The organism is Caballeronia sordidicola, assembly GCF_000729995.1.
Taxonomy (GTDB): domain Bacteria; phylum Pseudomonadota; class Gammaproteobacteria; order Burkholderiales; family Burkholderiaceae; genus Caballeronia; species Caballeronia sordidicola_A.
This window is the reverse complement of sequence record NZ_JNFG01000009.1, coordinates 1-17,269: the sequence shown is the minus strand read 5'-3', so window position 1 is coordinate 17,269 and position 17,269 is coordinate 1. Positions and strand designations below refer to the sequence as shown.

Genomic DNA, 17,269 nt, shown 5'->3' with positions numbered 1-17,269 from the left:
ATTATATTTATTCAGGATAACAAACTATCTGATACGCCAAGTTTTTCGGCCCAGTGTCGCAACGTCGCGACTGTCGAGGCAGAAACAGGAACCCCGTCGCGGCGATGCCTCTCTATATTGCGCGAAGCCTGCTCACCGGGAAGCCTCACCGGATTACTCGGGTCGATTGGCTCGTTCGCGTGACATTGTTCTGCGAGAAAGTCCATCTGTTCGAGCGCGGCGGCACGACCCGCAAACGCATCGGGATCGATGAGTTGCAGATAAACATTTGCGCCCCAGCGCGTTGGCGCATCGCGTCGGCCAAAGCCGGACAGTCCCTGCGTCAGCGCCTCAACCATCAGCGCCAGCCCAAACCCTTTGTGACCCGACTCGGCGCCGCCGAGCAACATCAGGCTGCCCCGCTCGGTCGGTCTCTCCATGACGCTCGGGTCGCGCGTAGGCCTGCCATCGGCATCAAGCAGCCAGGGGTGATCAAAAAGCTCGCCGGCGGCAGTCTTTTGTCGGGTCATTGATACCGTCGTGATGGACGCGCAGGTATCGACAAGCACAGGGAACTGCGTGGTCGGGAACGCAAAGGCGAACGGGTTTGGACTAAAAAGCCCTTGTTTGCCGCCAAATGGCGCGACCGCTTTCGTATGCGCGCCGGACGTAGACCAAATTAAATGTGTCACCGACGGAGCCTCGAAATATCGGGCCGATGCGCCGTTGCAGTGACATTTTTGCTTACAGTCCGAAGAGAGTGAACCAAACCGTGGGAGGCTATTTCCGTCGACTTGACCGCCGTCATAGACGACGAGACGACGCCGTACCCGATGGGATACGCCGCTTGGAGTCTGCGAAGTTTCCAACGAGAAGAGCCCAGCAAGGCCGCCCGGTACGCTCGCTGTATCAGCTATGCTGCCGACGTTGCCAAACGATCGGAGTTGCCATGCGACTGATCATCGAGGCCCGCCTGGAAGGTGGGGAAACGAGTGGGACTGAAGCGACGACCGTTGCTGTTGTGGAACGAAAGGACCGGAGCGTCGCCGACCTGGGACTCACACTTGCCGAAGGTCGCGCCTTGCTCGCTGAGGTTCAATCGTTACTGGTGTCAGAGCAGACTGCTGGGTGGATGGAACGTCAATTGGCTTGCGATCGTTGTGGCTCGATGCTGGCGCACAAGGATGCCCGCTCAATCGTGGTGCGAACCGTGTTTGGCAAGGTCGACGTGCCGAGTCCGAGGCTGTGGGCGTGTAGCTGCGCAGCAAAGCAAGGGCAACCGCGCCGCTCCGTGAGTCCGCTGTGCAAGGCCGTTCACCGGCGTGTGACCCCGGAATTGGAGTACCTGCAGGCCAAATGGGCCGCCCATCTACCCTACCGTCAGGCCACTGAGCTGCTTCGAGAGGTCCTTCCGCTGGACAAAGGGATTTCCTTCGGTAGTACTCGCCGTCGGATCCTCGCCATCGGTAGGGCGCTGGACGCGCAGATCGAGCGCGATATCGCCTCTGGACCAAAAGCGGTCAGCGCAGAGCAGCTTCGCGAATCGACCACCGTCGGCTGCGTGAGCGTCGACTCGGCGTGGCTGAGCTTCAGCAGCAGCCCCAAGAGCCGCAAAGCGGCGCGCGACCTTGCGGAGCTGAAATCGCCTTGGGCGCAAAACTTGCCGCGGGATCGACATGTCAGCATCGTTGCGGGCCGTGCAACTCTTGCTGATCGCACCCCGCGTCTCTTCGCGTACGTGCATAAGCTGGTGCCATCGGCGCCCGCGCGGCTGGACCAATTTCTCTTTGCAAGCGGCGTGGCTCCAGACGAGCGAGTCACCGTGATCAGCGATGACGCTGGCGAATTTGGCAAGGCTGTGGACGGCAGCCAGCTCGCTCGGGGAAGGATCCTGGACTGGTTTCACATCGCGATGAAGTTCAAGGCTGCCAAGAACTCGGTGTTAGGAAGCCGGGCGATTGAGCCCGAAGAGCGAATCGCTGTAGAGACAGAGATCGATCACGCCAAGTGGCTGGTTTGGCATGGAAAGAGCCGGCGATCGGCGTCCCGCATCAAGTCCCTGGATGCCACACTGTTGGAGAAGGAAGGCTATGAGCACTCGACGTTGTACTGGAACCTGGGCCGCCTATACTTCTACATCGAGAACAACGCCGGTACGCTGGTGAACTATCGAATGCGCTATCACAAGGGGCTACCGATCAGCAGCAGCATTGCAGAGTCCGCAGTGAACCTAATGGTCAGCCATCGCATGGCGAAGAAGCAACAAATGCGATGGACCGACGAGGGAGCGCACTGCCTGGCACAGGTCAGAGTTGCTGTTCTCAACGAAGAATTCTCGGTTGAGAAACTTGCCGTGTTGAACAAGACTTCTGCAGCTGAAAACTCGCCGAGTGCACGCCGCGCGGCATGAATTGACCTCCCACGGTTTGGTTCACTCTCGTTTACGCTTGCGCGGGGTTGTCGATCACCGCATCAAAGGCGAAGATAGTGCCGCGCTCGCGCAGGTTCCGCACGTTCGGATGATCGGTCAAGGGATGCAACGCGGTGCGTAGCAGCGATGCTTTGCGGCGGTTCTCGTTGAATACATCCGCGCTTTTGAAAAGATCGAGCGTCGCGAGCGCCGCGCGGCACGCGAGCGGATTGCCCGTGTACGAATGCGAATGCAGGAAGCCGCGCGTGAGGTCATCGTCGTAGAACGCGCCGTAGATTTCGTTGCGCGTGAGCACGATCGACAGCGGCAGGTAGCCTCCGCTGATGCCCTTCGACAGGCAGACGAAGTCCGGCCAGATCGCAGCCTGCTCGCACGCGAAGAAAGTGCCGGTCCGACCACCGCCGACGGCGATTTCATCGGCGATCAGATGCACGCTGAACTCGTCGCAGAGTGTGCGAAGTCCCGTCAGATACGACGGATCGTGCATCGCCATGCCGGCCGCGCACTGCACCAGCGGCTCGACGATCACCGCCGCGAGATGTTGCGATCGCACTTCGAAGAGCGCGCGCATGTCCGCGAGCGCCTGTTGCACGGCATCGGCACTCTTCCTTGCATCCGGCGACGTGACCACATGCGCGTGACGAATCAGCGGATCGTAGGCGTCCTTGAACAATGCGACATCGGTCACGCCGAGCGCGCCGATCGTTTCTCCGTGATAGCTGTTCGCGAGGCACACGAACTCGCTCTTATCAGACTGCCAGCGATTGCGCCAATAGTGAAAGCTCATCTTCAGCGCGATCTCGACTGCCGACGCGCCATCGGACGCATAAAATGCATTGCCCAGCGTATGCCTGGTCAACGCGGAGAGACGCTCCGCAAGCAGCACCGCCGGTTCATGGGTGCAGCCGGCGAGCATCGCATGTTCGAGTGTGTCGAGCTGATCCTTGAGCGCCGCATTGATACTTGGATTCGAGTGGCCGAACAGGTTGACCCACCACGAACTGATCCCGTCGAGATAGCGGCGTCCTTCATGGTCATACAGCCATGCGCCCTTGCCACGCGCGATGGGCACGAGCGGCACGCGCTCGTGATGTTTCATCTGAGTACATGGGTGCCATATGGCGGCGAGTGATCGCGCGACCCAGTCTTCATTAGCTCTTGCGTTCATAACAATTCCTTGACGTGCGCACACGCGAATGCCGACGACCTCACGCAAGCCGCAAAAGCTTGCGTTTCTCCACAAAAAGATATACGCGGGCTCGTCGCGACTGCGGCCACGCACTGCGTCGAACCATAGCGCCCACTGCGAAGTACCCGCCCTCCTGGAACGCACCGTCGACGTATAAGTCGGTGCGCTTTCGAAGGATGTAGTCCACAATAAGACTAATCTAAATGAAGTACTAAATGCTGGATCCATTTTCAGTCGTCACGCTGCTTCCTTTTTTGCATATCATAAGCCGCGCCGACGAGTGTCTTTGTCGTCAACAACCATCAAGCGCCGCCATTGACATTGCTGAACCGTGCCGTCGCACCTGCTAACGCACTTACGCTGCCGTACTCCACACTAGCGTAAGATACTCTGGTAGGTACAGAGCCAAACTTGTACGTGGCGCCCCCGATCGCAACCTGGTACGAGCTGGTGTTTGCATATCGCTTCTTGAGCGCTCCAACCAGTTGAGTTCCGCTACCATCCCGGAAGATGGTGATGTCCCGGTCGAGTTCTTATGGACGACTGTGAAGCTAAGGAAGATTTATCGAAAGTGTGGCCTTGCCGCGCTAGCGCTATTAACTATGTGGCGCTTTGAACGAGAGGACGATTACATGAACAATGTTAAAAAGTCAGATGCCGAAACGCATCCGCGGTCCGAAACTTCGCCGAGCAGCATCGCAAGCCCCCTACTTGGCATGACTGCACTCGTAACCGGAGCCGCGCGGGGCATTGGAGCCGCGATTGCAATCGAATTGGGCCGCCAAGGGGCACGCGTGATGGCGACCGATCGTGACGCAGCGGCTTTGGGTGATACTTTAGGCAAACTGGCCGAGGTTGGCTCGGGATCAGCTACGCTCTCTCTTGATGTGACCAGCAGTGAGCAGTGCTTCGCTGCTATCGAACGCGTGAACTCAGAGTTTGGGAAGACGGATATCGTAGTAAACGCGGCAGGACTCTATATGTCCGCCCCTTTTTTGACGCTATGCACTGAGGATTTCCAGCGGCTGCTGGACGTGAACCTATTTGGCACCGTGAATCTTATGCAAGCGGCGTTACCCGGAATGCTCGCGCGCCAGTACGGACGTATAGTAAACCTTGCATCCACCGCAGGTAAAAGAGGGGGCGCCAATCAGAGCGCATATAGCGTGTCGAAACACGCGGTGATTGGCGTTACCCGCTGTGTCGCAATGGAGTTTGCTAAAACTGGAGTTACAGTGAACGCCATTTGTCCTGGGCCTGTGCGGACGGAGATGCTGGCAGGGCTCTGGGAAACCCAGGCTGCGCTGGCTGGCACATCGATTGACGCGGTCAAGTCCGGGATGCTAAAACGCATCCCTATTGGCCGCTTGATTGAACCAGACGAGATCGCCGCGATGGCGGCATACTTGGTTTCGTCACAGGCCGGAGGATTGACTGGCCAAGCGATCACCGTCGATGGCGGAATGCTTCAGGCATAACGATTAAGTCCGAATGTTTTCGGCAGATGTTCGAGCTCGGCTGCGCGAAACTCGCGTAGCGGCACGCCAATTAGCCGGTTGGTATTTTCCACAGCTGAAGGGCATTCCGGGAATAGTAGGATGCGCGGTGTTGCGAGCACGAGAGTGAGATTCAACGAGTGCGCATCCGCGCTGACCTCAAGGCTGTACCCGTGGACGGCTTTGCGCGTGCCAGCCGGTGTGATGGCGCTGTGCTGGAACATCGCATCGACGCAGATTTGATCGCCGTCGCGCCACACGTCGATACGTCGCGAGCGACGCATCGACATGCCTCCATACAGCGGCAGTTCGTACCAGCCAAAAGGGATCTGAGGGATTAGTAAGCGGCAGCACTTCGGCGCAATTCGGTAACGTGTGAGGACGCCGAGGGCAAAAGGCGTAGCTTCTAATCGGCCCGCGCACTCGATCAGGGTGTGGTCGTACTCCGACACTTACCGATTTATGCCGTTCTTCTCGCTCAGCATTTTCACTTCGAGATCATGCTTCTTCAGTGCAAGCGGGACAGCCTCTTTGAGAAGTTCGACCAGCGTCCGGATCTTCGCATCCACGTAGTGTCTCGACGCGAAAATCGCATAGATATGATTGCCTGACAACCGATAATCAGGCAGAACCTGCCTGAGCGTTCCTCCACGCAGGCCGGGCAATGCAACTGCCACCGGCAGCGGGCCGATGCCCATGCCGGCGCCAATCGCGCCCTCGAGTGCTTCTGCTGCATTGACCTGGAACGGCGTCTGTTCGAACTGGTGAACGACAATGCCGTCAGGTCCTTCCAGCGGCCAATGGCTGGCCGGAACGTCCGGCAACGTCAGGTGCAAGCACGTATGCTGCCGCAGGTCCTCGACACCACCAGGCGCCCCGCGCTGCGCGAGGTATTCCGGCGAAGCGCAAAGAATAATATGAGTGGTGCCGATGCGGTTCGCGATCAGCGATGAATCCGGCAATTGCCGCGTGACCGCTACTGAGATGTCGTAGCCTTCTTCGACGATGTCGGGTGTCCGTTGCGCGAGGACGAGCTGTGTCGCCACGTCCGGGAACCGCTGATGATATTCGGCGATCAGCGGTGGCAAATAGTGCTGGCCGAAGCTTAACGTCGCGTGAATCCGTAGCTTTCCCCAAGGTTTTGTCCGGGCGTCGGCCGCCTCCGCTTCGGCCTCTTCCACATAAGACAGAATCGCGACTGAGCGTTCGAAGTAGCGTTGTCCTGCTTCGGTCAATGAAACGCGCCGTGTTGTTCGGTTTAAAAGCCGCGTGCGCAGCCGGGACTCCAGTTCGCCGACCGCCCGCGACACCTGTGGAGTGGTGACCGACGCGCGCTCTGCTGCCTTGGTGAAACTGCCGGTCTCCACGACCCGAACGAACAGTTGCATGCAATCCAATGTGTCCATGTATAGCCAGATATGGCCTCAGTTACTGCTGTTTTACAAAGCCTGCCTGCCCGAATAAGCCGCGCCAACTGCCTGTAGACAAGGCGATCCGCATTGACGCCCTGACCGCTGCCCCTGCAGCAATCAAAGCCCGGGTCTGGGTCGACACGTAATCCGCGAACTGCCTTTTTCATCGACGAACGCGAGGTCCGCCTCCCACCCCGCCTCATCGACCTGCGCGAACGCGGCGAACCGGCACTGGATGTCCGTTCGTTTAACTGACTATCACAGACCGCTGGCGAGGTTTGCGCTGCCGTTTCTTTGCCTGTTGATCTCGCTGCGCGATCTGCACGATCACGCCGTCGATGTCGTCCCGACGTGAACTCGCGCCGCCGGAAGTTGCCCGGAAATCCCCGTGTCTTTTCACTTTTACTTGCGACTTGCAGCCCCGTTCAATTTTCCCCATGGCGTCGTCTTACTGATTCCGAGTGCCGTGCAGACTGCCTCGCGGTAAAAGCTCGCGGTAAAAGCAACTGCGGCAAAGCGCTATCTCCGCCTACTTGAGACGATAGCTGCCGTGCAGTCGGCGATGTTGCTGCTCCCATCAGTCCGGAACACCTAACGGCAGACCCAGGGCAGCCCGGCGAGCCAACCAAACCCCGGTGCGGTAGCGCGGATCGCCGTAAACATCAACCATCCCCTTCAGCACTGCAGCAATTCGCTTCGCGCCGAAGCGATCGCCCAACGCCAGCGGCCCTAGCGGATAACCGAGTCCAAGCCGCACAGCAGCATCAATGTCTTCTGGCGTCGCAATCCGCTGCTGCGCGATTTCGCAGGCCGTGTTAACAATACTGGCAATCATCCGTTGACCTACGAAACCGCCCGAGTCGCGGATCGTGGACACGCGTACGCCGTCAATCGCGAAAAGCGCCTGAGCACGCGCAAGCACGTCCACACGTGTAGCGGGACTGGGCATGATCACACGCCGTAGGGATCTGGCGAATCCAAAAAATGTATCCACGGCCACCACGCGTGTGGCGTCAAGCGATTCTGCAATCGCACACGTTGTCGCGTCCTCGCCGAGCGGCGTGACGATGATCAAGGCCTCGTCACTGGGCGCAATGCTCGTCTCTACTTTGACATCCAACGCTTGCAGCAAGTCCAGCACACGCTTCGTTTCCTCCCGATGACGAGAACTCACCCAAACTGCCGCGGGCTGCCATGCAGCCCTCTCCTGAGCGACGACCGGCTTCGACACCCTCGTTCCACCCTCATACTCATAGAAGCCCGTGCCGCTCTTGCGCCCCAGCATCCCCCCGGCAAGACGGATGGCTGTAATTGGAGACGGCCGAAACCGCGGTTCGTCATAGAACTGTCGATAGATCGACTCCATCACGGGATGCGACACGTCTAGCCCGGTCAGATCCAGCAGTTCAAAGGGTCCCATTCGAAAACCCATTTGCTCACGCACGATGGCGTCCACGGTGGGCTCGTCGGTCACACCTTCCTGAACGATGCGCAACCCTTCGGTGTTGAGCGCACGCCCTGCATGATTCACGATGAACCCCGGCATATCGCGGCAGCGGACCGCCTTATGTCCCAGTTGCGCCGCGAGCGAGGCAAGCCAGTCGATCGTGGCATCGCTGCTACGCAGTCCGCGCACCACTTCCACGACTTTCATAAGTGGCACCGGGTTGAAGAAGTGATAGCCTGCAACCCGCTCCGGATGACGACAATTCACGGCAATCGCCGTGATAGACAATGACGACGTGTTCGACGCGAGCACCGCGTCATCGCGCACGACTTCCTCAAGTTGAGAAAACAGCGCCTGCTTCACTTCCAGCTTCTCGACAATCGCCTCGATCACCAGATCACAATCGGCGAGTCCGCCGACGGAACTCTCCGGATGAATGCGTCGCAGTGCTGTTTGCACCTGCTCCGGGCTGAGTTTGCCTTTGGCTACAAGCTTGTCGAGTATGGTGCTGATCGCGGTAATCGCGCGTGCTGATGCTGCGGTATCGATGTCCATCAGCCGGACTTCCAGGCCCGCAACCGCAGCGATCTGGGCAATGCCCTGCCCCATGGCTCCAGCCCCTACGATTCCAATCTTTGCGGCTTGGACGTTCTTCATTTTGACCTCAGACTCGTTCGATCGCGATCGCGATACCGTGCCCCACGCCGATGCACATCGTGCCGGGCGCAAAGCGGCCGCCGCTGCGCCGGAGCTGGTAGCTGGCTGCGGTGACAAGAGGCGCGCCGCTCATACCGAGCGGGTGCCCGAGCGCGATCGCGCCGCCGTTTGGATTCACGGGAGGATCATCGTCGGGGACGCCGAGCAGGCGCCGCACCGCGAGACCTTGCGCCGCGTAGGCTTCCTCGTCGGCGCGGACTGCCGAGAGCGCGCCGGCATGGCGGCCGATCGAGGTACGAATCGCGTCGCAAATGAAAACATTGACCATGTTATCCTCAATAATCAGTTCGAAAAGCGGATGAGATGCGCAGCAAGAACAAGTTCGGCTAGTCTGATCTCGCGTGGATGCGGCTATATTCCTGAGACCGTCGCCCTAGTCCGTGCATCGGCGTTTCTCGTGGCTCTCAGTGGCCAACTCGGGAGCCATGTCACCGTTGAGAAAGCGAGAGGAATTTGACAATCGTTGCCGACCTCCGGAGAAGTAACGTTGCCGCGCGACTCTGATAGCAGCATCGAATTCCTGTTCCGTCGAAAGGTGCTTGTGGTCCACGCTCACCAGCCAACCCTTAGCCGCCTTGCACCATCTTATTCGGCCCTCATCGTATAGCTCGCAAAACCAGCGCCACAGAGAGGCGTCTTCCTCGTTGGCACGTCTGGCAGCCTGAAGGCGCAATTGTTCATGATTAGTCGTCGACATATCTGGCTCCGAAGGTTCTGGGTATGGTTTGCAAGTGAGCGAGGCTGCCTCCTAAGGGCCGCAGACTAGTTCCGGGCCGGTCCCTCAAAAGCCCCACAGTTGGGCTTGCTGAGACATCCCGCACTTTGGCCCCAAGTCAGCGGCCGGCGAAGCGTGACGGCAGCGGAAGCATTAAGGCAGCGACTGCCGCTCTCCTCGGCACCGCGACCGGCCGAGGGCTTGTTCTTCTCCTGCTTAGTTCCATGTTCATTCAAGCGCGGAAAGAGCAACAGCATCGCAAACTGACTTTTCCGTTTCACAGGATTGCGATCGCGGAGCTGCTCAGCCTGACGACCGATCCCTCCCAATGGTCAGCTATCGCGAAGACCGTGATGCAGGTTCATTAGATTGAGCCGGGCAGCGGCGAGATCGGGAACCAACCCCATTCCAACGATCGGTATTTCTCTAGCACTTTACCAATCGCCCTCCTTGTCTGAGCGGCATGGAGCATAGTCGCAGCGCGAAGCGCCGTGAGCAGCGGTGCCCTGCGTAGATGCTTGGATTTCAGTTCACGCTGCGTTTAGTGCATCGAACATCATCGGCACCTCGGCCAGCGCGCGTAATGCGTCGTTCAAGTGAGTACAGCCGAGCGTCTTCGGCAGATGTTCGAGCACAGCTGCGCGAAGCTCGCGTAGCGGCACGCCAATTAGCCGGTCGGTGTTTTGCACGGCCGAGGGGCATTCCGGGAATGGCAGGATGCGCGGCGTGGCATGCACGCGAGTGAGTCTCAGCGAGTGCGCATTGGCGCTGACTTCGAGGCTGTACTCGTGGACGGCTTTGCGCGTGCCAGCCGGTGTGCTGGCGCTGTCCTGGAACATCGCATCGACGCAGATTTGATCGCCGTCGCGCCACACGTCGATACGTCGCGAGCGACGCATCGACATGCCTTCAAACAGCGGCAGTTCGTGCCAACTGAAGGAATCCGCGGGATTAGGAAGCGGCAGCACGTCGGCGCAATTCTGTAGCGCACGAGGATTGCTTTGCAGAGCTGAAGAGCCCGGTCGAAAGCCGATGCAGACACCCTCCACCGGCCCGTCACGCTGTGCCCGCACAACACGCTCGGGGTCGAGCGGCGGCCCGGCGGCGTCGTTCGTTAGTTCAGGCCAGTGCTGCCATGCCCAAGGCGCGACGAGGCTCACGCCGGCAAAGTCGTCAACCAGAAGGTAGAGGGGGCTGCCGGCTGCGCGCTCTTCAGGCAGCGCATCGTCGAGCGCTCTGCGAAGATGACCTCCGCCACGCGCGCCCACGAGTTGCTGAAGTCCGGGCCGCACGGGCTGGCATGTAATCGCCTCAACAGTGCGGTCGGCGGACAGCCTCGCTTGGACCTGGTCCCAGACCAGCACGCGTGCGGCGTCTGCGTTCGCGGGTGTCAGCAGATCGCGGGCACGGGCGTCGAAGCTCATCTGTCCTCGACCGAAGGGCCAGCTGACGTCGATGGTCGAGGTGCGGCGCACAGAACCTGCGCGGCGCAACGGAGCGTGCCCGGTCGAAGCGCGCGGGGCAGGAGGGAGGAAGGTGGGCATCGGGGAAATCCTGTCGTTGTAAATGACCGCTCGCCTCAGGCGATCTCAGCGCTAACGTCCGTCACTTTGATCGTACAGTCTTGAGGAAGAAAGCCAAGAAACATGTAGAGGCCAGATTCAATCTATGACCACCCCCGTTTTTGCAATTCGGACTTCTCGACGCGGTGGCTGTTAGCTGTCCGAGGTACGCTGATTCGAACCCTCCGAGTATGAGGGTGATCGGTACTTCGGAGTTGTTGTCTAGAGCAACGATTCCCCATCTTAACTCTATAAGGTCCCACCGGAAAGATGAAACCCTCTTCTGCAAACCTGCGTCTCATCTGCTTCCATTTCGATCTCCGCTCGTGAATGAGCCACTTCCGCATACGATGAAAAGATTGCAGCGACTGCTGCTCGGCAGCCTTGATCTCTTCGATTTCAGCATGGTTCGCTGCATGTCCTTCGTCTCTCAAATCTCGAGGTTGTCGATGAGGCGCGTAGTGCCGAGCCTGGCCGCGGCGAGCACGACGAGCGGCACGTCGGTGCCGGCAAGGTCGGGTGGAAGCAGGTTTGAGCGCCTCCGAACGGCCACGTAGTCGGGTTTCCAGCCGCGCTGGACGAGTGAGTCCAGCGCCTCCTTTTCGATCGACGCGAGGTCTCGGTTGCCGGCTAGCACCGCACCGCGCACGCGATTCAAGGTCCTGGCAAGCATGGGCGCTTCAGCGCGCTCGGCGGCAGAGAGAAACCGGTTGCGCGAGCTGAGTGCGAGGCCGTCAGTGTCGCGTACGGTCTTGGCAGCGACTACTTCCGTCGGCAGCGCGAACTGGTTACACATTTGCCGCACGATCATCAACTGCTGGTAGTCTTTCTTGCCGAACACTACGACGCGCGGCTGCACGCACGACATCAGCTTCATCACGACCGTGCATACTCCCTGGAAAAAATCCGGCCGGAACTCGCCTTCAAGAATGCCGCCGAGATCCTGCGGCGGATCCACGCGGTACTCCTGCGGCTGAGGGTACAGATCCGTTTCCGTCGGCGCGAACAGCACGTATACGTTTTCTTTCTGCAACTTCTCGATGTCGTGCTGCAGCGTACGCGGATATTTGTCAAAGTCTTCGTTCGGCCCGAACTGCAGCCGGTTCACGAAAATGCTCGCGACCACCGGATCGCCGTGCTGGCTCGCCAGCCGCATCAGCGAGAAATGCCCTTCGTGCAGGTTGCCCATCGTCGGGACGAAGGCGGTTCTGTTCTGGCCGCGCAACTGGTCACGCAGTTCATGGATTGAACGGACAATTTTCATGGTTTGCCAGATCTAGCTGCTGCAATTCGATTCTCAAAACCACTTAACGAATTACGCAAGATTCATCGCCGGACATCGCAGCAGGAGGAAATACGCGCCACGCGCCATCGTCGTGGCGGAAGAAATAGATCTTTACGCAACCGGTCGGAGCCGACGCTTCGACCTGCACATAACGCCCGTTTCTCGACCCCGCTTTCCTGAATGACCGGACTCGGACCGGAATGGCTCGATTCGGAACGAACCAGGTTTCGGCGACAACACGTAGCGACGTTCGCACAGCTTCCATCTATACCTCTACATGAACTGGAGTTGCCACCGTTCCGGTTGGTTTCTTCGACGCGTTTCTGACTGGCAGCGTACGCAGCCCGCGATAAACAGGGTTGCCGCTCCATACCGGCGCAGCTTCGGCAAGTGTGAGTCGGGGCGACCTTTCCAACAATGCGCGAAAGGTGATCGCCGCTTCCATCAATGTCAGCGCTGCCCCAATGCAGACGTGCGGTCCGTGGCCAAATGAGAGATGCGAGCCTTGCTGTCGTGTAACGTCCAATTGATCTGGATCGCTATAACGCGTTGGGTCACGATTGGCCGCTCCGATCAACGCGATAACCAGCTGACCGCGCTCAAGCTTACGTCCATGAAGCACTCGGTCTGTTGCCACGCGGCGCCCCGTATACTGAACGGGACTGTCATAGCGGAGCAACTCACGTAGGGCGTTCGGCAACAATGCCGGCTCTTCCTGTAAGCGACGCCATTGTGCCGGATGGCTGAGCAATGCATACAGGCCGTTACCCAGTAAATTTCTTGTCGTCTCCTGGCCGGCGAACAACAACATTGCGCATTGCGCCAGCAGCTCCTCTCCGGTTCCGATTTTGCCAGCACGTTCCGCCTCCAGGAGTTGACCGATCAGATCATTTCCCGCCTCGCCGCGCCGGCGGGTTGCCAACAATTGTTCAAAGCAGGCGCTCATTTTCAGCAGGCTGATCTGCGCACGTCGGGTCAGTTCATGAGTCGGCTGCGGTGCGCCAATAAAAGCTGCCAGGTCATCAGACCACTCAATGAATTCTGACCGCTCATCGCCATCCATACCAAGGATTTTAGCGATAACTCGCGCTGGCAGGGGTTTCGCGACTTTCTCGATAAAATCGAACTCGGACAAATTGTCGAGCGACTCAATCAGATCGGTCACATACTTTTTGATATGTACTGCGTACAAACTCAACGCCTGCGGGCGGAACCCCGCATTGAGCACCTGACGCAAGCGCGTGTGATCCGGGGCATCGAGAAATAGTAGGGCACGGCTAAAGAGCCGTTGGAACGGGCAAAGCTCCTCGCGCTCCCCTTCTCGACCACGCATCACCCAGCCACCGGTACGGCGCGCCGAGTAGGAAGGATCACGCAGCACGGCGGCAACGTCCTCGTGACGCGTCAAGATCCAGGCGCCGCCGAAGAATTCATCGGCCCAGTGGATTGGGCCCGCCTCCCGAAGCACCCGGTAGGTGGGATAGGGATCCTGCAGGAAGGCAGCGTCGACCATCGGTCGACCAAGCGGCAAACCCTTTGTCGGCGCGAGCACGGCACTCATCACATCCGTCCCTGCGCGCGCAATCCCAAGCGGACGAACAACAACTGGTCGCGCTCGATCTGCGGATTGCTAGTGGTCAACAGCTTGTCGCCGTAGAAAATTGAGTTCGCGCCAGCCAGGAAACACAGGGCCTGCAAGGCTTCGTCCATGTCTTCACGGCCGGCCGACAGGCGCACCATGGTTCGTGGCATGGTGATTCGGGCGACGGCAATTGTGCGCACAAATTCAAAAGGATCGATGGGATCGGTATTGGCGAGCGGCGTGCCCACGACGGGCACAAGGTTATTAATCGGAACCGATTCCGGGTAGGGATCCAGATTCGCAAGTTGTGCGATCAAGCCAGCCCGCTCACTACGCGATTCGCCTAAACCCACGATGCCGCCGCAACAGACCTTAATGCCTGCGTCGCGAACGTTCGACAGCGTATCGAGACGATCTTGATAAGTCCGTGTGCTGACAATTTTGGCATAGTGCTCGGGCGAAGTGTCGAGGTTATGATTGTAGTAGTCTAACCCTGCCTTTTTTAGGGAATAAGCCTGATTCACCTCGAGCATGCCCAGCGTTACGCACGTCTCCAACCCAATCGCTTTCACTTCGCGAATCATGGCTGCGACGCGTTCAATATCGCGATCCTTCGGACTACGCCACGCGGCGCCCATGCAAAAGCGCGTGGCTCCTCGTTCCTTCGCCGCCTGAGCAGCTTCTACAACTTCGCCGAGGGGCATGAGTTTGCTCGCCTCGACGCCTGTATCAAAATGCGCTGATTGCGGACAGTAGCCGCAATTCTCCGCACACCCGCCTGTCTTGATAGAAAGGAGCGTCGACAATTGGACTTCATTCACATCAAAATGACTGCGATGGACCTCTTGAGCGCGAAACAGCAGATCCATGAAGGGCAGCGCGTAGAGCGCTTCGATCGCTTCCGTTTGCCACCGTGCTGGTTGGTTGGCTGTGCTCGATTGGGCACGCGGTCTCTCACCACGTAATGATGCAACTGAGATAACGGCAGTAGTATTCATTATCGCTCGCTTGCTAGGTGAGAAGTCACAGCGCCGCCTGGATGACAGCGAGATTGAGATAGTTAGCTGCAGTCGCAGTAAGCGCCACCAAGTCGTAGCAGCGGCCGCTTGCCTTACTGCGAAAGAGCCTCCGGATATCGAACTTCTGCTCGGAAAGGATCAATGGCTTCATCTGCGCCTCCCGATTACTTAAAGCGCCGCGACCAGTTCTGGCACAGCGACAAAAAGATCAGCCTCCAGGCCATAGTCGGCCACGCTAAAAATTGGCGCTTCGGCATCCTTATTGATCGCCACGATCACCTTCGAATCCTTCATTCCGGCGAGATGCTGGATCGCCCCCGATATGCCAATAGCGATGTACAACTCAGGGGCCACGATCTTGCCGGTCTGCCCGACTTGCGGGTCGTTCGGTGCATAGCCCGCATCCACGGCCGCCCGGCTCGCCCCCACCGCGGCACCCAGTTTGTCAGCCAGCGGCTTGATTACTTCATCGAATTTGTTGGCGCTGCCTAGAGCACGGCCGCCTGAGACGACGATCTTCGCCGCAGCTAGTTCCGGACGGTCGCTCTTGACGATCTGGCTGCCAACGAAGTGCGATTTGCCACTGTCACGCGCCGGGGTGACTGCTTCGACCACGGCACAACCACCGGAGGCCGCGGCCGCGGCGAAGCCGGTGGTACGTACGGTGATCACTTTCGTAGCATCGCCACTTTGCACCGTTGCAACCGCATTCCCGACATAGATAGGACGGTCGAACACGTCGTCGCTCTCGACTCGAATGATCTCGCTGATCTGGGCCACGTCCAGACTGGCCGCCACGCGCGGCGCGATATTCTTGCCGCTGGCCGTGGCGGCAAAGAGGATGTGGCTGTAGTTGTGGGCGATGTCGAGCACCTGCGCCGCCACGTTTTCAGCAAGCCCGTGCGCGAAGCTTTCGCTGTCGGCGTGGATCACTCTGGTCACGCCCGCAATTTGGGCTGCGGCTTGGGCGACCTCCCCGGCATCGGCGCCGGCCACAAGAACATGGACTTCGCCACCACACGCCAGAGCAGCGGTGACTGCATTGAGCGTGGCCACCTTGACGACCTTGTGGTCGTGTTCCGCGATAACAAGTGCAACCATACGATGCAACTCCTCAGATCACTTTCGCTTCGTTTTTGAGCTTGTCCACCAACGCGGCCACATCCGGAACCTTGATGCCGGCTCCGCGCTTCGGTGGTTCGGAGACTTTCAGGGTCTTGATGCGCGGGGTAATGTCGATACCAAGGTCTTCCGGCCTCAGACGTTCCAGCGGCTTCTTCTTGGCCTTCATGATGTTGGGCAGCGTCACGTAGCGCGGCTCGTTGAGGCGCAAGTCGGTAGTGACGACCGCCGGTAGAGTGAAGGACAGCGTTTCCAGGCCACCATCGACTTCGCGCGTGACTTGAGCCTTGCCGTCGACGAGCTCGACCTTGGAGGCGAAGGTAGCCTGCGGCAGATCGGCGAGCGCGGCAAGCATCTGACCGGTCTGGTTGCAATCGTCGTCAATCGCCTGCTTGCCGAGGATGACAAGGCCTGGCTGCTCCCGATCCACCAGAACCTTAAGCAGTTTCGCCACCGCCAGCGGCTGGAGTTCCCCGGTGGATTCGACCAGGATGCCGCGATCGGCGCCAATTGCCAGCGCGGTGCGCAGCGTTTCCTCACACTGGACGAGCCCGCAGGAAACGACTACGACTTCCGTCGCCACACCCTTTTCCTTCAGGCGCACAGCCTCTTCGACGGCAATCTCGTCAAAGGGATTCATGCTCATCTTAACGTTGGCGATGTCCACGCCTGTGCGGTCTGACTTGACCTGAATTTTGACGTTGTAGTCGACCACGCGTTTGACCGGGACCAATATCTTCACATTTTCTCCTTGACTCTAAAACGGACTCGAACCGACGAATCATCAGGGTTCGGCGATAGTGATTGCAATCATCCCAAGCTGGGCACCGACTGCCAGCGGTTCTATAGCAATATGGCGACCCTGGAAAAGATCGTATGGTTGGGATTACTTATGTCATCAATGAGTGAAAACGGTGGTTGTGCAGATATCGCATTTCTGCCGGCACCTTTCCCAGCCCATTTTTGATCACGTACATCAACCCGACGCCATTCAGAAGTGGACTTCCTGGAACTGGAGTCCGGAGCGTTAGTCAGCTTTGAATTTCACCTCTTCCGGGTTACTGAGACGTTACTGAGACATAACCCAATTCGTTTATAGGCGGGAGGGAGGCAGATGCATGGGTACACTTGATAACAGTTTGCGCTCGCACCGTATGAGCTGAGATCATGAGGCTCTCTCAATTCAGTGCCGATTCGGGCGCCCCGCATGCATGAGTTTGCCCGCAAGCGGCCGGTCAAACACGCGCTCCGCGACTTGTGCCGCCTCGAGCAGAGCGTCGAGATCGATGCCTGTCTCGATGCCCATTTCGTGG

At 58.9% G+C, this 17,269-nt stretch carries 14 protein-coding genes and 1 pseudogene; 2 read left to right on the top strand and 13 right to left on the bottom strand.

Annotation, left to right across the window (positions count from 1 at the left end):
- Window positions 1-11 precede the first annotated feature (11 nt).
- A complete protein-coding gene (locus tag FH08_RS0109515) occupies window positions 12-848 on the bottom strand; it encodes an Ldh family oxidoreductase (RefSeq protein WP_268810823.1) in 837 nt (278 codons plus the stop codon).
- A gap of 80 nt (window positions 849-928) precedes the next feature.
- Between FH08_RS0109515 and FH08_RS49365 the strand changes: the two genes are divergently transcribed.
- Window positions 929-2,389 (top strand): ISKra4 family transposase, encoded by a 1,461-nt coding sequence (locus FH08_RS49365; RefSeq protein ID WP_051888025.1) that lies wholly within the window; start codon window positions 929-931, stop codon window positions 2,387-2,389.
- A 31-nt stretch (window positions 2,390-2,420) separates the two neighbouring features.
- Here FH08_RS49365 and bioA read toward each other — a convergent pair whose 3' ends face one another.
- A complete protein-coding gene (bioA, locus tag FH08_RS0109505) occupies window positions 2,421-3,578 on the bottom strand; it encodes an adenosylmethionine--8-amino-7-oxononanoate transaminase (protein ID WP_081889417.1) in 1,158 nt (385 codons plus the stop codon).
- Between the two features lie 653 nt (window positions 3,579-4,231).
- On the opposite strand from bioA, the gene FH08_RS0109500 reads away from it, so the two are divergent.
- Window positions 4,232-5,077: an SDR family NAD(P)-dependent oxidoreductase gene (locus FH08_RS0109500; RefSeq protein WP_160172450.1), complete on the top strand. Its 846-nt coding sequence runs from the start codon at window positions 4,232-4,234 to the stop codon at window positions 5,075-5,077.
- On the opposite strand, the gene FH08_RS48265 is transcribed toward FH08_RS0109500, so the two are convergent.
- The 11 genes and pseudogenes from FH08_RS48265 to FH08_RS0109425 form a co-directional block, all read right to left on the bottom strand.
- Entirely contained in the window at window positions 5,068-5,547 is a 480-nt protein-coding gene (locus FH08_RS48265; protein ID WP_152602774.1) for a DUF2889 domain-containing protein, read from the bottom strand. The genes FH08_RS0109500 and FH08_RS48265 overlap by 10 nt on opposite strands.
- The gene (locus FH08_RS0109490) at window positions 5,548-6,483 is read right to left on the bottom strand and encodes a LysR family transcriptional regulator (RefSeq protein ID WP_326928946.1); all 936 of its coding nucleotides are present in this window, start codon (window positions 6,481-6,483) and stop codon (window positions 5,548-5,550) included.
- A 601-nt stretch (window positions 6,484-7,084) separates the two neighbouring features.
- Window positions 7,085-8,611, bottom strand: coding sequence for a 3-hydroxyacyl-CoA dehydrogenase (locus FH08_RS0109480; RefSeq protein WP_031358096.1), 1,527 nt, complete (start codon window positions 8,609-8,611; stop codon window positions 7,085-7,087).
- A 7-nt stretch (window positions 8,612-8,618) separates the two neighbouring features.
- Window positions 8,619-8,855, bottom strand: a pseudogene (locus FH08_RS0109475) (3-oxoadipyl-CoA thiolase); the annotation flags it as partial.
- Between the two features lie 1,061 nt (window positions 8,856-9,916).
- Window positions 9,917-10,930 carry a DUF2889 domain-containing protein gene (locus tag FH08_RS0109460; RefSeq protein WP_031358093.1) on the bottom strand — a complete coding sequence of 338 codons (1,014 nt, stop codon included), beginning with the start codon at window positions 10,928-10,930 and terminating at the stop codon, window positions 9,917-9,919.
- A 448-nt stretch (window positions 10,931-11,378) separates the two neighbouring features.
- Window positions 11,379-12,212 (bottom strand): pantoate--beta-alanine ligase, encoded by an 834-nt coding sequence (panC, locus tag FH08_RS0109455; RefSeq protein WP_031358092.1) that lies wholly within the window; start codon window positions 12,210-12,212, stop codon window positions 11,379-11,381.
- Window positions 12,213-12,498: 286 nt separating this feature from the next.
- Entirely contained in the window at window positions 12,499-13,794 is a 1,296-nt protein-coding gene (locus tag FH08_RS0109445; RefSeq protein WP_051888015.1) for a cytochrome P450, read from the bottom strand.
- Complete coding sequence (bioB, locus tag FH08_RS0109440) at window positions 13,794-14,813, bottom strand: biotin synthase BioB (RefSeq protein WP_031358089.1); 1,020 nt, start codon at window positions 14,811-14,813, stop codon at window positions 13,794-13,796. The genes FH08_RS0109445 and bioB overlap by 1 nt, the downstream gene beginning before the upstream one ends.
- A 25-nt stretch (window positions 14,814-14,838) precedes the next feature.
- Entirely contained in the window at window positions 14,839-14,985 is a 147-nt protein-coding gene (locus tag FH08_RS52505; protein WP_160172449.1) for a hypothetical protein, read from the bottom strand.
- A gap of 17 nt (window positions 14,986-15,002) precedes the next feature.
- Entirely contained in the window at window positions 15,003-15,935 is a 933-nt protein-coding gene (locus FH08_RS0109430) for an electron transfer flavoprotein subunit alpha/FixB family protein (protein ID WP_031358088.1), read from the bottom strand.
- 13 nt (window positions 15,936-15,948) lie between these two features.
- Window positions 15,949-16,698, bottom strand: a complete 750-nt coding sequence (locus FH08_RS0109425; protein WP_031358087.1) for an electron transfer flavoprotein subunit beta/FixA family protein — start codon at window positions 16,696-16,698, stop codon at window positions 15,949-15,951.
- Between the last annotated feature and the right edge of the window lie 571 nt (window positions 16,699-17,269).

What these genes read in the sequence shown, in the direction of transcription:
- FH08_RS49365 (WP_051888025.1), top strand. Translation starts at nt 929, where the DNA reads ATGCGACTGATCATCGAGGCCCGCCTGGAAGGTGGGGAAACGAGTGGG.
- bioA (WP_081889417.1), bottom strand. Translation starts at nt 3,578, where the DNA reads ATGAACGCAAGAGCTAATGAAGACTGGGTCGCGCGATCACTCGCCGCC.
- FH08_RS0109500 (WP_160172450.1), top strand. Translation starts at nt 4,232, where the DNA reads ATGAACAATGTTAAAAAGTCAGATGCCGAAACGCATCCGCGGTCCGAA.
- FH08_RS0109490 (WP_326928946.1), bottom strand. Translation starts at nt 6,483, where the DNA reads ATGCAACTGTTCGTTCGGGTCGTGGAGACCGGCAGTTTCACCAAGGCA.
- FH08_RS0109480 (WP_031358096.1), bottom strand. Translation starts at nt 8,611, where the DNA reads ATGAAGAACGTCCAAGCCGCAAAGATTGGAATCGTAGGGGCTGGAGCC.
- FH08_RS0109460 (WP_031358093.1), bottom strand. Translation starts at nt 10,930, where the DNA reads ATGCCCACCTTCCTCCCTCCTGCCCCGCGCGCTTCGACCGGGCACGCT.
- panC (WP_031358092.1), bottom strand. Translation starts at nt 12,212, where the DNA reads ATGAAAATTGTCCGTTCAATCCATGAACTGCGTGACCAGTTGCGCGGC.
- FH08_RS0109445 (WP_051888015.1), bottom strand. Translation starts at nt 13,794, where the DNA reads ATGAGTGCCGTGCTCGCGCCGACAAAGGGTTTGCCGCTTGGTCGACCG.
- bioB (WP_031358089.1), bottom strand. Translation starts at nt 14,813, where the DNA reads ATGAATACTACTGCCGTTATCTCAGTTGCATCATTACGTGGTGAGAGA.
- FH08_RS52505 (WP_160172449.1), bottom strand. Translation starts at nt 14,985, where the DNA reads ATGAAGCCATTGATCCTTTCCGAGCAGAAGTTCGATATCCGGAGGCTC.
- FH08_RS0109430 (WP_031358088.1), bottom strand. Translation starts at nt 15,935, where the DNA reads ATGGTTGCACTTGTTATCGCGGAACACGACCACAAGGTCGTCAAGGTG.